Genomic DNA, 13,826 nt, shown 5'->3' with positions numbered 1-13,826 from the left:
TGCGGGTCAATGGCGCCCGGTGTGCCCTTTTTGCCCGTGCGTCACTCCTCCACCACGCGCGGGTTCGCGGGGGTCACTTCCCCACGGCGTCACTTCCCGGCTTCACTTCTCGACGAAGCCCTCGATGCCGTCGCGCGCGGCACCCCAGGTGCACACGCAGGTGTGGACGTCGCCGGGCCGCAGCGCCTGCGAGGGCTTCTCCTCCAGCAGGGTCACCAGCTCGCGGATCTTGGCCGGAGGGCCCTGCGCGACGATCTCCACCCGTCCGTCGCCCGCGTTGCGGGCGTGCCCCGCGAGTCCCAGCTCGAGGGCACGGGCCCGGGTCCACCACCGGAAGCCGACGCCCTGGACCCGCCCGTGCACCCAGATGACCGCCCGCGCCGGCTCGTTGTCGTCCATGCCTCCAGTTGTACCTCCGCCGGAACCGGCTGTCAGGTGGAAGCGCCGCGGCCCCGGCCCGGGGTCGCCGAAGCCCCCCGCGCGGTCCGCGTGGCCGTGGTGGGAGCGCCTCGACCCGACCTCGCGGCGGCGGTCCCGCGCGGTCGGGGCTGGCAGCGCGGGCAGGAGAAGGAGGACCGGTTCATGAAGGCCTCGCGCCGGATCGGGGTGCCGCAGCGGTCGCACGGACGCCCCTCCTGGCCGTACGCGTGCAGCGACCGGTCGAAGTAGCCGGAGGCGCCGTTGACGTTGACGTAGAGCGCGTCGAAGCTCGTGCCGCCCTGCACCAGCGCCGCCGCCATCACCTCGCGGGCGTGGTCGAGGATGCCCGACAGGACCGGCTTGCTGAGCGCGGAGCAGAGCCGCTCGCCGTGCACCTTGGCGCGCCACAGTGCCTCGTCGGCGTAGATGTTGCCGATGCCTGCGACGAGCGTCTGGTCGAGCAGGGCGCGCTTGACCGCGACGTCCTTGGCCTTCATCCGGCGCACGACGGCTGCCTGGTCGTAGGCGGGCTCGAACGGGTCCGGGGCGATGTGCGCGATCGTCTCGGGGACCAGGTCGTCGGTCAGCTCGGCCAGCGCCATGCCGCCGAAGGTCCGCTGGTCGACGAACCGCAGCTCGGGACCGCCGTCGGTGAACCGGAACCGCGCGTGCAGGTGCTTCTCGTCGGGGGCGCCCTCGTCCTCGACGAGCAGCTGACCGCTCATCCCGAGGTGGGCCAGCAGCGCCTGCCGCTCCCCCTCCGGCGTCCGCAGGACGAGCCAGAGGTACTTGCCGCGGCGGCGTGCGGACTCCACGGTGTTGCCCGCGATCCGCTCCCCGAGGTCGACCGGGCCGGCGAGGTGCCGGCGTGCGACGCGGGTGCCGTGGAACGCGGCGGTCCCGATCGTGCGCCCGGCGACGTGGTCGGCCAGGCCACGACGGACCACCTCGACCTCGGGCAGCTCGGGCACGGCGGGAGTATGCCGGGTGCTCGCCTACGTGGGCGAGCCCACCGCGGCGTCGTCGTCGGTCGTGGTGTCGCCCCCGCCGGTGTCGCGCCCGTGGGTGGCTCCACCGGTGTCGCCGGTGTCGCCGGCGTCGCCCGTGGCCAGGTGGCCGGCCCGGGCGGACAGCGCGCGCCAGGCCAGCTCGGCAGCCTTCTGCTCGGCCTCCTTCTTGGACCGGCCGGTGCCCTCGCCCAGCACCTCGTCACCGACGACGGCGCGGGCGTGGAAGGTCTTCTCGTGGTCCGGGCCCTCCTCCTCGACGCGGTACTCGGGGACCCCGAGCGTCGAGGCGGCCGCAAGCTCCTGCAGCGAGGTCTTCCAGTCCAGGCCGGCACCGAGCGTGGCGGACTGCGCCATGAGCGGGTCGAGCAGGTGGTGCACGAGAGTGGCCGCGGCGTCCATCCCCGACGACAGGTAGACGGTGCCGATGACGGCCTCCATCGTGTCGGCGAGGATCGAGGCCTTGTCGCGACCACCGGTCGCCTCCTCGCCACGGCCCAGCAGGACGTGGTCGCCGAGGCCGAGCGTGCGCGCGACGTCGGCGAGCGCCCGCATGTTCACGACAGCCGCGCGCAGCTTGGCCAGCTGCCCCTCCGGCAGGTCGGGGTGCGTGGCGTAGAGCGTGTCCGTGACGACGAGGCCCAGCACCGAGTCACCGAGGAACTCGAGGCGCTCGTTGTTGGGCAGGCCGCCGTTCTCGTACGCGTACGAGCGGTGGGTGAGGGCACGCAGAAGCAGCGACTCGTCGACGGGACCGCCACACACCTCGGCGAGGTGGGTGGCGAAGTCGTCGACGGGCCGCTGCATCGCGTCGTCCGCGGACCGTCCGGCCGCGGACCTGGTGGAGCTCACGCGTGCGACAGGACGCTCAGCCCTGGTGCTCGGTGCGCTCGGCAGTCGTGTAGTGACGACCCTTGTAGTAGCCGCAGGACGGGCACGCCTGGTGCGGCTGGGCCGGCGACTTGCACTGGGGGCACGTGGTGAGCGTGGTCGCCGTCGCCTTCCAGTTCGCACGACGCGAACGGGTGTTGGAGCGCGACATCTTCCGCTTCGGGACAGCCACGTCAGTTCCTCTTCTCTTCGGTGTCGGCGGACAGCGCCTGGAGCGCGGACCACCTCGGGTCGATCACTTCGTGGTGGTGGTCCGGGTCGTCCGCCAGGCGTGCTCCGCACTCGGAGCACAGACCCGGACAGTCCTCCCGGCACACCGGCTGGAACGGCAGCGAGGGCACCACTGCGTCCCGGAGCACCGGCTCGAGGTCGAACAGGTCTCCCTCGAGCGTGTACTCCTCGGTCTCGTCGTCGCCGGCCCCCACCTCACGGTGGTGGGCCGCACGGTCGGCGTAGGCGAACAGCTCCTGGAACCGCACGTCCACCGGGACGGCGACGGGGTCCAGGCACCGCACGCAGGCGCCGGTCGCGGTGGCGGTCGCCGAGCCGGTGACCAGCACACCCTCCACGACGGACTCGAGCCGCAGGTCCAGCTCGACCGGGTCGCCCTGGGGCACCCCGATGACGTCCGTGCCGAGGTCGGCAGGTGCCTCGGCCGTACGCTGGACGAGCTCCATCGAACCGGGTCGCCGACCCAGGCTCTTGGTGTCGAAGACCAAGGGCTTGCGCGGGTCGAGGTGGTTCATGGCTCCAGCAGACGTCGAGGGGCTCGGCTCACGCTCCGGACGAGACGCAGACCGACGCACGAGGTTACCGGAGCCCGGCCTGCTCGCCCAAATGCGCCTCGAGCGCGCGGCCGAGCACGCCCGCCAGCGTGCGCACGTAGGTCGCCGTGAGGTGGTCCCCCGCCCGGTGGATCGTCACGTGGCCGATGGCCACAGGACAGCGCTGCCCCGGGCAGATCCAGTCCGTGAGGTCCACCAGCTCGACCCCTGCCGCCGCCGCTGCCGCGCGCTGGACGGGCAGCCCGCTGCCCTCGACCGCCGGCGCCCGGTCGAACGAGCAGAGGCTCAGCCGGTGCGGGTGGCGGGCGGTGCAGACGTCGAGGTCGTCCGGGGACAGCGGGCTGTCCCCGAGGACGGCCAGCGGGACGCCGAGGCCGCGCACCTCGGACCACCGGGCGGCGAGCCCGTCGACGAGCGCGTCGCGGCTCGGGTGCTGCCCGTCCCAGGCCGTCGTGGCGTAGCTCGAGGTGAGCAGCAGGTCTGGCGGGTCGGCCCGCAGCCGCTGCATGACCCGGGCGTTCCAGGCGTCGCACTGCTCGTACGGCTCCCCCGCCTGCTGGGCGTGCCCGCGGGCGAACGCGCACGAGGACTTGCCGTACGTCACGACGTGCCAGCCGTGGCGCGAGGCGAGCGCCTCCACCGCCGGCAGCCACTGCATCGCCTTGGAGTCCCCGACGAGGGCGACCGTGCGGCTGCCCGTCGGGTCGCCGAAGTCGCACCGGACGGGCTCGCGGGCCAACCGGTCGACCTGGCAGTGGTCGACGTCGGCCGCCGGGCGGTCCCTGCCCGCCAGCTGCGGGTCGGGGGTCAGCCACTCCCAGTCGTCGACGGCGAACCGGCTCGGGTCGCTGGTCGGCTCGGGGCCGAGGGTCGCCGCACCGAGCGCGTCGGGTGCCGGTGCGGGACCGGCCACCGGGGCGGTCCGGAACGGCGACTGCACCCGCAGGAGGGGCACGGCCGCCAGCGCCCCGGCCAGCGAGAGCGCCAGGCCCAGGGCCAGGACCGGGCGCGTGCGGGTGGCCAGCACCCGGCTGTGGTGGACCGGCGCCTCGAGGAAGCGGTGGCCCGCCCACGCCGGCAGGAGCGAGGCCGCCACGACGGCGACGCGCACCCACGGGTCGAGCCCGTCGGCCGCCCAGTCCGCGAGGACCACGACGGGCCAGTGCCACAGGTAGATCGAGTACGACAGGCCGCCCACCCAGACCATCGGCGCGACGCCGAGGACGCGGACCGGCCCGGCGTGCGCACCGGCCCACCCGGCATACAGGACCGCGGCGGCGCCCAGCGTCGGCACCAGCGTCCACGGGCCCGGGGTGACCGCGTGCGGTGGGAGCCAGAACGCGCTGCCCAGGACGGCGACGAGCCCCACCCAGCCCAGGGCGGCCGTCGCGAGCGGACCAGTGGGAGCGCCGGCGCCCGGGGCAGGGTCCGCCGCGGGGTCCGGGGCCCGGTCGGCGCGCGCGTGCACCCAGACGGCGAGGGCGGCGCCGACCCCGAGCTCCCAGGCACGGGTGGTGGTCACGAAGTAGGCCCGCGCAGGGTCCACCGCGCCCAGCCACACGGCATACGCGAACGACGGCACCGCGATCAGGGCCAGCAGGCCACCCACGGCCACCGGCGACGGCACTCGCGGCGTGCGCCGCAGTCGGCGCACCACCCACGCGAGGGCGATGAGCGCGAGCGGCCAGACGACGTAGAACTGCTCCTCGACCGCCAGCGACCAGAAGTGCTGCACCGGCGAGGGCGTGCTGTCGGCGGCGAGGTAGTCCACGGCCCGGTGCGCCAGGACCCAGTTGACGACGTACAGGGCGGCGCCGGCGACGTCGGTGCCGATGTCACGACGCCGGAGCCCGGGGACGACCAGGTAGGCCACCACGGCGGTGACGACGAGCACGAGGACCGCGGCGGGCAGCAGGCGGCGGATGCGACGGCCGACGAAGCGGGGCCACGAGATGGTCCCGGTCGAGCCGAGCTCGCGCACCAGGATCCCGGTGATCAGGAAGCCGGAGATGACGAAGAAGACGTCCACGCCGAGGAAGCCGTTCGGGACCGGGAGGCCCGCGTGGTAGGCGAGGACGAGCAGGACGGCAACGGCCCGCAGCCCCTCGATGTCGGGCCGAAAGCCCTGCGCCCGTCTCGCGCTCAGGTCACTGCCTCCGCAGGCGGTCGACGAGGGCGTCGCGGACGCGGTCGGGCACGAGCCCGGTGACGTCACCGCCGTAGCGGACGACCTCCTTGACCAGCGAGCTCGAGACGTGGCCGAACGCGGGGTCGCCGGGCAGGAACACCGTCTCGACCCCGGTGAGGTGCTTGTTCATCAGCGCCATCGGGAGCTCGTAGGCGAAGTCCGTGTCGCCGCGCAGCCCCTTGACGATGGTGGCGGCGTCCACGTCGCGGCACACGTCGACCAGCAGCCGGTCGGCGAACACCTCGACGCGCACACCGGGCAGGTCCGCGCACGCGTCCGCGAGCAGCTCACGCCGCTCGTCCGGGCTGAAGACGCCCTGCTTGGCAGGGTTGTGCAGCACGGCGACGACGACCTCGTCCCACAGCGCGGCGGCGCGACGTATGACGTCGAGGTGGCCGGCGGTGACGGGGTCGTACGAGCCGGGGCAGACGCACCGGCGCGGGCTGGGGCTGGTCACACCGGAACGCTAGCAGCGGCAGTCAGTCGTCCTCGTCGTCGGCGGGCAGCAGCCCCTCCTCGTGGGCGCGTTCGACGATGCGGCGGACGTTGGCCTCGCTGCCGCAGTCCTCGTCGAGCAGCTCGTTGCGGCGCTGCGCCCACGCGACGCCGAGGTCCCGGCGCACCTTCTCCGACACGTCGGTGCGGGCAGGGTTGAGGATCGTCTGCTCCTCCTCGCCGATGTGGTGGTTGAGGGCGGTCGCGAGGTCCTCGACCGCGTCGTCGAACTTCTGCGTGTCCGTGCCCTTGCACTCCAGCAGCGCGAGCAGCGCCTCGTTGCCCTCGGCGTGCTCCTCCTCGCCGTGCTCGGCCTCGTGGTCGTCGATCGCGTCCTTGCGGCGCAGGGTCGTGTAGACCTTCTCCTCCTCGGCTTCCCCGTGGGCGATGAGCACGGCGGACAGGGCGGCGCGGGCGGCCTCGCGGTCGGCGGTGGCGTCGCGCAGGTCGCGCAGCAGGCTCTCGAACAGCCGGTGGTCGTCGAGGATCAGCTCCACCACGTCACCCTCGATCGGGCGCGGGATCTCATATCGCGTCATGGGCCCAGCCTCTCCCACCTGCCGGTTCGCCGCCCGCCGGGGAGGAGCGCCCGCGCCCGTCCCACCCATCGGACGCCCGGTTTGTCCCGTCGGCCGGGCTGCGACACGGTGGAGAGGTCCTGACCTCCATCGCAAGGAGAGCTCATGCTCACCCTGACCGAGAACGCCAGCACGATCGTCAAGACCCTCGTCGAGCAGAACCTCCCCACCGACGACGCCGGCCTGCGCTTCAGCCACGAGGGTGCCAACTCCGGCGCGCTGACCGTGACCACCGCCGAGGCCGCAGAGCCCGGTGACGCCGTCGTGGAGCGCGACGGCGCCAAGGTCTTCCTCGACGAGACCGCCGCGGTCGCCCTCGGGGACCAGGTGCTCGACGCCACCGTCGACGAGGCCGGGAGCGTGCAGTTCAGCATCGCCCCCGCGGACGGGGCGGGCGCACCGACGGCCTGAGCCGCCACCCCGCGCGACGAAGGGGTCCGACCGCTGCTGCGGTCGGACCCCTTCGTCATGCCGGCGTCAGGACGTGGTCAGGCCACGCCCTCGGGGTGCCGTGGACCGGCGAACCAGACCTTGGTCTCGCCGTAGCGCCGCTCCCCCTCGGGCTCCCAGTCCGCCGGCCAGCGCGGCTCGGGCGAGCGGGACGAGCGCTCGACGACGACGAGCGCGTCGGGCGCGAGCCACCCGTGCTCGGCGAGGAGGGCGAGGTCCCCGGCCAGCGCCTCCTCGGACAGGTCGTACGGCGGGTCGCTGAAGACCAGGGTGCAGGGCGTGGTGGGTGGCGCGGCCAGCGTGCGGGCGACCGTGGCGTGGCGCACCGACGTGCCGGGTATGCCGAGTGCCGCCACGTTGCGCCGCGCGACCGCCGCCGCCGCGCGGTCGGACTCGACGAGCAGCACCGAGGCCGCCCCGCGGCTGGCTGCCTCGAGGCCGAGGGCACCGGACCCGGCATACAGGTCGAGCACGTGCGCGCCGCGCAGGACGTCGAGGTGCTCGAGGCGGGAGAACAGCGCCTCGCGCACCCGGTCGCTCGTGGGTCGGGTGCCCTGACCCGGCGGGGTGGCGATCCGCTGGCCGCCGGCCCGGCCGCTGATGATGCGCGTCACGGCGGCACCGTAGCGCGCCGCGTGACTGCTACCGGCGCAGCGCCTCGAGGAGCAGGTCGGCGACGGCGTCCGGGCGCTCGAGCGAGGGCATGTGACCGGCCCAGGGCAGCTCGACGTGCTCCGCGCCGGGCACCTGCGTGGCCAGCACGGCCGCCACCTCGCGGAAGTGGGCCAGGTCGAGCGCGCCGGAGACCACGAGGGTCGGCACGGCCAGGCGCGACGGGTCGACCTCGACCCGCTCCGGCTGCGGGCCGGGGGCGAGCGCGTCGGCGGCGAGCTGGACCTCGAACGCCCGGCGCTGCATCTGCGCGATGCGTTCGGCGGTCGCCTCGTCGCCGTCCGGGCCGAGGAACGTGCGGACGTTGAGCTGCACCGCCCCCTCGACGTCGCCGGCCTCGAGGAGGCGGTCCTCCTCGGCACCGAACGCCTGCAGCTCCTCGTCCGGGTCGACTCCCCGGTGGGCGGGGCAGAGCAGGACGAAGGAGGACACGCGGCCGGGGTGCTTCGTGGCGAGCTCCATCGCGACGCGACCGCCGTAGGACGAGCCCACGACCGCCGCCTCGGCGACGCCGAGCGAGTCGAGCAGTGCGACGAGGTCGTCGGCGTCGGCATACGCCTCAGCCGGCATCGGGCTGTCGCCGAAGCCGCGCAGGTCGGGGCGCACGACCCGGTGGGTCCGGGCGAGCGCGGGGACCTGGGGCTCCCACATCCGGCGGTCGCAGACGCCGGAGTGCAGCAGGAGGACGGCCGGGCCGTCACCGTCGATGTCGTGGGCGAGGATCACGGCGGGGAGCCTAGGCCCGCGGCTGCCCCGCCCACGAACCGATTTCCGCCCGCCCCGACGCCGGTCTGTGCACAGACGCGCGTGTCAGTGGGCAGGGAACGGATCCGTGCGCAGTGGGACGGAGGTCTGTGCGCAGACGAGCGTGTGAGGGGCGCCGGCCCGGTCGGGTCAGCCGCGCTCGAGGAAGGCGGCCTGCTGCTCGTCCACCTGCTCGGCGACGGCGGCCGCCAGATCAGGGTGACTCGCGAGCTCGGGGTCGGCCGCGACGAGCGCCGTGGCGTCCTCGCGGGCCTGGTCGACGAGCGCCTCGTCACGCAGGATCGAGAGCCACTCCAGCGAGTTGCGGCCGCCGGACTGCCGCGCGCCGAGCACGTCGCCCTCGCGCCGCTGCTCGAGGTCGAGCCGGGCGAGCTCGAACCCGTCGGTCGTCCCGGCCACCGCCTGCAGGCGGGTCAGGGCCGACTCGGCGTCGGTGCCCGTGAACAGCAGGCAGAGGCCGGCGTGCTGCCCACGGCCGACGCGCCCGCGCAGCTGGTGCAGCTGGGAGACCCCGAAGCGGTCGGCGTCCATGACCACCATGACGGTGGCGTTGGGGACGTCGACGCCGACCTCGATCACCGTGGTGGATACGAGCAGGTCCACCTCGCCGCGGTTGAACCGCGCCATCACGGCGTCCTTGACCTCGGGCGGCATCCGCCCGTGCAGGACCTCGATGGTGAGCCCTGCGAGCGCCGGCGTCTCGCGCAGGGTGGCCTCCACGGCATACACGCTCGCGAGCTCGCGCGGCGCCTCGACGGGGTTGCCCTCCTCGTCCACCTCGGGCGGCAGGAACGGCTCGTCCTCGACGCCCTTGTCGTCGCCGCCGATCCGCGGGCAGACGACGTACGCCTGGCGGCCGGCCCGCACCTCCTCCGCGATGCGCTCCCAGGTGCGCTCGACCCAGCGGGCGTTGTCGCCGGGCACGACGTGCGTCGCGATCGGCGAACGGCCGCGCGGCAGCTCGCTCAGGGTGGACGTCTCGAGGTCGCCGAACACCGTCATGGCGACGGTGCGCGGGATGGGTGTCGCCGTCATCACGAGGACGTGTGGAGGCTGGTTTCCCTTCTCCCGCAGAGCATCCCGCTGCTCGACACCGAACCGGTGCTGCTCGTCGACGACGACGAGGGCGAGGTCGAAGAAGGACACGTTCTGCTGGATCAGCGCGTGCGTCCCGACGACGATGCCCGCGTCGCCGGAGGCTGCGTCGAGCAGCGCCTGCTTGCGCGCAGCGGTCGACTGGGAGCCGGTCAGCAGCGTGACGCGGGTGCCGATGTCGCTGCCGCCCAGCATCCCGCCCTCGGCGAGGTCCCCGAGCATCGCCGTGATCGACCGGTGGTGCTGGGCCGCGAGGACCTCGGTGGGCGCGAGCAGCGCGGCCTGCCCGCCGGCGTCGACGGCGGCGAGCATGGCCCGCAGCGCGATGACCGTCTTGCCCGAGCCGACCTCGCCCTGGAGCAGCCGGTGCATCGGGGTGTCGCGCGCCATCTCCTCGGCGAGCACCTCCCCCACCTCGCGCTGCCCGGCGGTGAGCTCGAACGGCAGTCGCGCGTCGAAGGCCGCCAGCAGGCCGCCCTCGCGCGGTCGGCGAGCGAGGGTCTTCTCCTGTGACTGCCGGTGCCGCCGCTGGGCGAGCACGGTCTGCAGGACCAGGGCCTCCTCGTACCTCAGCCGCTTGCGCGCCCGCTCGACCTCCGGCCACCCGCTGGGCTGGTGGATGCCGCGCAGCGCCTCCAGCCGCGACGGCAGCCCGCGCGCGGCGGCGAGGTCGGGCGGGACGACGTCGACGACCGAGTCGAGCTGGTCGAAGACGAGGTTGAGGCTGTCGATGACGGTCCAGTTCTGGACCTTCGGCACCTGCAGGTAGATCGGCAGCAGCCGTCTGCGTGCGTCGAGGCCGTCGGAGTCGGGCGGCAGGATCTGGTAGTCGGGGTGGGTCAGCTGCCACGTCCGGCCGTAGCGGCCCACCTTGCCCGCGAAGATGGCGCGCGCGCCCGGGACGAGGCGGCCCTCGTGCCCGTACGGCTTGAAGAAGGTCACCTCCATGTCGTTGGTGCCGTCGGTGATCGTGGCGGTGAGGATGCGGCCCCGCCTGTTGCGCATCGGGCGCGTGACGGCGTCGCGGACGTCGGCCACCACGACGACGTACTCGCCCTCGTGCAGGCTCGTCAGGTCGGCGTCGAAGCTGGTGTAGCGCCGCGGCCAGAACCGCAGCAGGTCGCCCACGGTGTGCAGGTCCCGGCCGGCGGCCAGCTTGGGCGCCGCGCTCGACACGACCGAGCGCAGGTTCGTGCTCTCGTCGACCACGCCTACTCGACTCCCAGCAGCAGCGGGTAGTGGGGCTGTCCGCCGTCGATGACCTGGACCTCGAGGTCGCGCTGCGCCTGCCGGACCCGGTGTCCCACGGCCTCGCCCAGCCCCTCGGGGGCGCCCTCCCCCGTCACCACCGTGACGATCTCGCCACCGCTGGACAGCAGCCGCGTCAGCACCTCGACCCCCACCGTCTCGAGGTCGTCGCCCACGACGACGACGTCGCCCGCCACCGCCCCGAGGACGTCACCGGGCGCGCACGGGCCGGCACTGGTGAGCGCCTCCTTGCTGGCGACGGCGACGGCACCGTGCCGGGTCGCCGCGGCCGCGTGGCCCATCTCCGAGGCGTTGCGGGCGGCGCTGGCCGAGGCCTCCCACACCGCCATCGCGGCCAGCCCCTGCACCGCCGTGCGCGAGCGGACGACGTGGACCTCCACCTCGTCGGCCTCGGCTGCCCGCGCGGCCGCGTGCGCCGCCATCTCGGTGTCGCGGTCGTTGGGCAGCAGCAGCACCGAGGGTGCGCCGGTGGCGCGGACCGCATCGAGCAGCTGGCCGGCCGAGGCGCGCCGGCCCGGGCCGCTGGGGACGACCACGGCACCGGCCGCCTCGAACACCGTCGCGAGCCCCGGGCCCGCCGCGCACGCGACGACGGCGACACCGGTGGCATGGCGCTCCCGCCGGGCCGCCTGGTCCGCGAAGTGCGTGACCCGCACCCGGAACGGCCGCCCGGCGTCGAGCCCCGCCTCGAGCGCCGCCCCGACGTCGTCGACGTGGACGTGGACGTTCCACAGCTCGGGCCCGCCGACGACGAGCAGCGAGTCGCCGAGCGCGTCGAGCGTGGTGCGCAGGGTGTCCGCGCGCTCCTCGTCGCTGTCGCGCAGCAGGAACATCACCTCGTATGCCGGGCCGCCCTCGACGAGGTCGCCGTCACCGGTGGACGAGCCGCCGTGGGAGCCCACCGGCTCGACGGCCCCGCCGTGGCTGCGGGTCCAGTCCTCCCGGCGGCGCAGGGTCTGGTCCTCGGTGAAGGGCTCGACCCGCTCGCCGACCTGGGTGGCGTCCTGGTGCACGACGCGGGCGAGGGCCTCGAGCATGAGCACGTACCCCGCGGCACCGGCGTCCACGACCCCCGCACGCGCGAGGGCCGGGAGCTGCTCGGTCGTCCTGCGGAGGGCGACGGTGGCAGCGTCCAGGGCGGCCTCGGCGACCGCAGCGAGGCCCTCGGCCACCGGCTCCGCGCCGGCCGCGGCCGCCGCGTGGGCCACGGTCAGGATCGTCCCCTCGGCGGGATGCATGACGCTGGCGCGAGCCCGGTCGCTGGCACGGGCGAGCCCGTCGGCCATGACGGACGCGTCGGCCGTCTCGACCCCGCGCTCGGCGATCGCCTCGGCGAACCCGCGCACGAGCTGGCTGAGGATGACGCCGGAGTTGCCACGCGCAGTGAGCAGCATGGCGTGGGCGAGGTCGCCGCACTCCTGCTCGAGCGAGGCCTCGCCGAGGATGCCGTCCCGCTCGTGCTCGGTGCGGACTGCGTCGAGCGCCGCGTCGAGGGTGAGGTAGAGGTTGGTGCCCGTGTCGCCGTCGGGGACCGGGAAGACGTTGAGGGCGTCGATCTCGGCACGGCGGGCGGCGAAGGCGGCCCGCGTGAGCACAGCCCACCGCCGGGCGTCGGCGGCGGTGAGGGCATCGAGCACGGTGGCAGGCTAACGTCAGGGGCCGTCGCCGAGGCGGCCATCGGCGCCGTTTTGGTCGATGCGCCACCCCTCGGCTACGCTTGACCGGTTCCCGTGAACCTCTCCGTCGCTGGCTCCTGCCCGCGGTGGATCACGGGCGCCCCGAGTTTGTACGCATCGAACCAGGAGAACACCCGTGGCTGCCAACTGCGACGTCTGCGGCAAGGGACCGGGCTTCGGTCACAACATCTCGCACTCGCACCGCCGCACCAAGCGTCGTTGGAACCCCAACATCCAGCGCGTGAAGGCTCTGGTGGGCGACGCGGGCGTGACCCCGAAGCGTCTCAATGTCTGCACCTCGTGCCTGAAGGCCGGCAAGGTCAAGCGCTGACCCAGCCTCCCGGCACACGTACTCGAAGCCGATCTCCCCTCGGGGAGGTCGGCTTCGGTCGTTCCCGGGGGCTGCTGCAGCTTCGGCGGTGAGGCAGTGACGCAGGGGTCACTCCTGCGCCCCCGACCGCGGACATCACCGCGCCGGGCGAGGCGCTCAGCCGGCGAAGTGGTCCCACCCGCGGGGCTGCTGCGGCTCGCCGTCGAGGGTGACGCCCTCACCCACCTCGACCCGGCCGAGCGCCCGCCACCCGGCCGGCAGCTGCCCGCCGAACGTCGCGAGCAGGCTGTGCTCCTCCCCGCCGGCGAGCACGCACTCCAGCGCCCCGTCGCCGACGACCTGACGCAGCACGTCCACGTCGGGGGCCAGCAGCTCCGAGTCGAGCGCCACCCGCACCCCGCTGGCCGCCGCCAGCCGGGAGCCGTCGCGCAGCAGCCCGTCGGACACGTCGAGCATGGCCGTCGCACCGCTCGCCGCGGCCTGCGGTCCGGCCGCCAGGGGCGTCGTGGGCCGCAGGTGGTGCGCGATGCACTCGGCGGCGACGGCACCCCCCGAGCCGTCCGCACCGGCACTCGTACCCACACCGACGCCCACACCCACACCCACGCCCACACCCGCTCCCGCTCCCGAGCGGAGCAGCTCCAGGCCGGCCGCCGAGCGCCCCAGCGTGCCGCAGACGGCGACCACGTCGCCCGGCCGGGCGCCCGAGCGCAGGACGGCGGCACCGGGGAGCTCCCCCAGGGCGGTCACCGCCACCGCGAGGACCCCTGGCGGCGCGGACGACAGGTCCCCGCCGGCCACGGCGACACCCGCCTCCGCAGCCCGCGCCCCCAGCTCCCGGGCGAAGTCGAGCACCCAGTCCACCGACACGGCCGGGTCCGCCATGAGCGCGACGAGCACCGCTGTCGGCCGGCCGCCCATCGCGGCGACGTCGGCGAGGTTCTGCGTCAGCGCCTTGGCGGCGACGTCGGCCCCGCTGCTCCACTCGTCCACCCAGTCGCGCCCCCGCACCATCGTGTCGGTCGTCGCGACCGTGCGGCTGCCCGTGGCCAGGACCGCCGCGTCGTCCCCCGGGCCCACCGGCATACCCGGCCCGCCGGAGAAGAACGGGAAGATCTCGGCCAGCAGGGCGCCCTCGGACACCTGCGCGAGCGTGCGCGCCTGGTCGGGCACGGCGTGACCTCCTTGTGACGGGGTCCTGGGG

The 13,826-nt window shown here is 74.5% G+C and carries 15 protein-coding genes; 2 read left to right on the top strand and 13 right to left on the bottom strand.

The annotated features are described in order from the left end of the window. Positions 1–102: 102 nt before the first annotated feature. From J2X64_RS13430 to J2X64_RS13395, 8 genes are all read right to left on the bottom strand, one after another. A complete protein-coding gene (locus J2X64_RS13430; protein ID WP_310155303.1) occupies positions 103–399 on the bottom strand; it encodes an acylphosphatase in 297 nt (98 codons plus the stop codon). A 32-nt stretch (positions 400–431) separates the two neighbouring features. Further along, entirely contained in the window at positions 432–1,391 is a 960-nt protein-coding gene (gene mutM / locus J2X64_RS13425; protein ID WP_310155299.1) for a bifunctional DNA-formamidopyrimidine glycosylase/DNA-(apurinic or apyrimidinic site) lyase, read from the bottom strand. A gap of 24 nt (positions 1,392–1,415) precedes the next feature. Beyond that, complete coding sequence (gene rnc, locus J2X64_RS13420; RefSeq protein ID WP_310155879.1) at positions 1,416–2,234, bottom strand: ribonuclease III; 819 nt, start codon at positions 2,232–2,234, stop codon at positions 1,416–1,418. Between the two features lie 61 nt (positions 2,235–2,295). Then, the gene (gene rpmF, locus J2X64_RS13415) at positions 2,296–2,490 is read right to left on the bottom strand and encodes a 50S ribosomal protein L32 (RefSeq protein ID WP_310155297.1); all 195 of its coding nucleotides are present in this window, start codon (positions 2,488–2,490) and stop codon (positions 2,296–2,298) included. Between the two features lies 1 nt (position 2,491). Continuing rightward, positions 2,492–3,064 carry a YceD family protein gene (locus tag J2X64_RS13410; RefSeq protein ID WP_310155294.1) on the bottom strand — a complete coding sequence of 191 codons (573 nt, stop codon included), beginning with the start codon at positions 3,062–3,064 and terminating at the stop codon, positions 2,492–2,494. A 64-nt stretch (positions 3,065–3,128) separates the two neighbouring features. After that, positions 3,129–5,318, bottom strand: a complete 2,190-nt coding sequence (locus J2X64_RS13405; protein WP_310155291.1) for an acyltransferase family protein — start codon at positions 5,316–5,318, stop codon at positions 3,129–3,131. Then, on the bottom strand, positions 5,251–5,748 hold the full coding sequence (gene coaD, locus J2X64_RS13400) for a pantetheine-phosphate adenylyltransferase (protein ID WP_310155288.1): 498 nt from the start codon (positions 5,746–5,748) through the stop codon (positions 5,251–5,253). The genes J2X64_RS13405 and coaD overlap by 68 nt, the downstream gene beginning before the upstream one ends. Positions 5,749–5,770: 22 nt before the next feature. Beyond that, positions 5,771–6,325 carry a hemerythrin domain-containing protein gene (locus J2X64_RS13395; protein ID WP_310155285.1) on the bottom strand — a complete coding sequence of 185 codons (555 nt, stop codon included), beginning with the start codon at positions 6,323–6,325 and terminating at the stop codon, positions 5,771–5,773. Between the two features lie 144 nt (positions 6,326–6,469). Here J2X64_RS13395 and J2X64_RS13390 point away from each other — a divergent pair, with 144 nt between their 5' ends. Further along, positions 6,470–6,775 carry a hypothetical protein gene (locus J2X64_RS13390; protein WP_310155282.1) on the top strand — a complete coding sequence of 102 codons (306 nt, stop codon included), beginning with the start codon at positions 6,470–6,472 and terminating at the stop codon, positions 6,773–6,775. Positions 6,776–6,852: 77 nt separating this feature from the next. Here J2X64_RS13390 and rsmD read toward each other — a convergent pair whose 3' ends face one another. The 4 genes from rsmD to J2X64_RS13370 form a co-directional block, all read right to left on the bottom strand. Next, positions 6,853–7,428, bottom strand: a complete 576-nt coding sequence (gene rsmD / locus J2X64_RS13385) for a 16S rRNA (guanine(966)-N(2))-methyltransferase RsmD (protein WP_310155279.1) — start codon at positions 7,426–7,428, stop codon at positions 6,853–6,855. 28 nt (positions 7,429–7,456) lie between these two features. Further along, positions 7,457–8,212 carry an alpha/beta fold hydrolase gene (locus J2X64_RS13380; protein ID WP_310155275.1) on the bottom strand — a complete coding sequence of 252 codons (756 nt, stop codon included), beginning with the start codon at positions 8,210–8,212 and terminating at the stop codon, positions 7,457–7,459. A gap of 168 nt (positions 8,213–8,380) precedes the next feature. Further along, on the bottom strand, positions 8,381–10,555 hold the full coding sequence (locus J2X64_RS13375; protein WP_310155272.1) for an ATP-dependent DNA helicase RecG: 2,175 nt from the start codon (positions 10,553–10,555) through the stop codon (positions 8,381–8,383). A gap of 2 nt (positions 10,556–10,557) precedes the next feature. After that, on the bottom strand, positions 10,558–12,252 hold the full coding sequence (locus J2X64_RS13370) for a DAK2 domain-containing protein (protein WP_310155271.1): 1,695 nt from the start codon (positions 12,250–12,252) through the stop codon (positions 10,558–10,560). A gap of 175 nt (positions 12,253–12,427) precedes the next feature. Between J2X64_RS13370 and rpmB the strand changes: the two genes are divergently transcribed. Then, positions 12,428–12,622, top strand: a complete 195-nt coding sequence (rpmB, locus tag J2X64_RS13365; RefSeq protein ID WP_056922510.1) for a 50S ribosomal protein L28 — start codon at positions 12,428–12,430, stop codon at positions 12,620–12,622. 156 nt (positions 12,623–12,778) lie between these two features. On the opposite strand, the gene thiL is transcribed toward rpmB, so the two are convergent. Continuing rightward, a complete protein-coding gene (thiL, locus tag J2X64_RS13360; protein WP_310155255.1) occupies positions 12,779–13,795 on the bottom strand; it encodes a thiamine-phosphate kinase in 1,017 nt (338 codons plus the stop codon). Positions 13,796–13,826 lie beyond the last annotated feature (31 nt).

Source organism: Phycicoccus sp. 3266 (genome assembly GCF_031456495.1).
Taxonomy (GTDB): Bacteria; Actinomycetota; Actinomycetes; order Actinomycetales; family Dermatophilaceae; genus Pedococcus.
The sequence above is the reverse complement of the archived record's forward strand: the minus strand, read 5'-3'. Positions and strand labels throughout refer to the sequence as shown.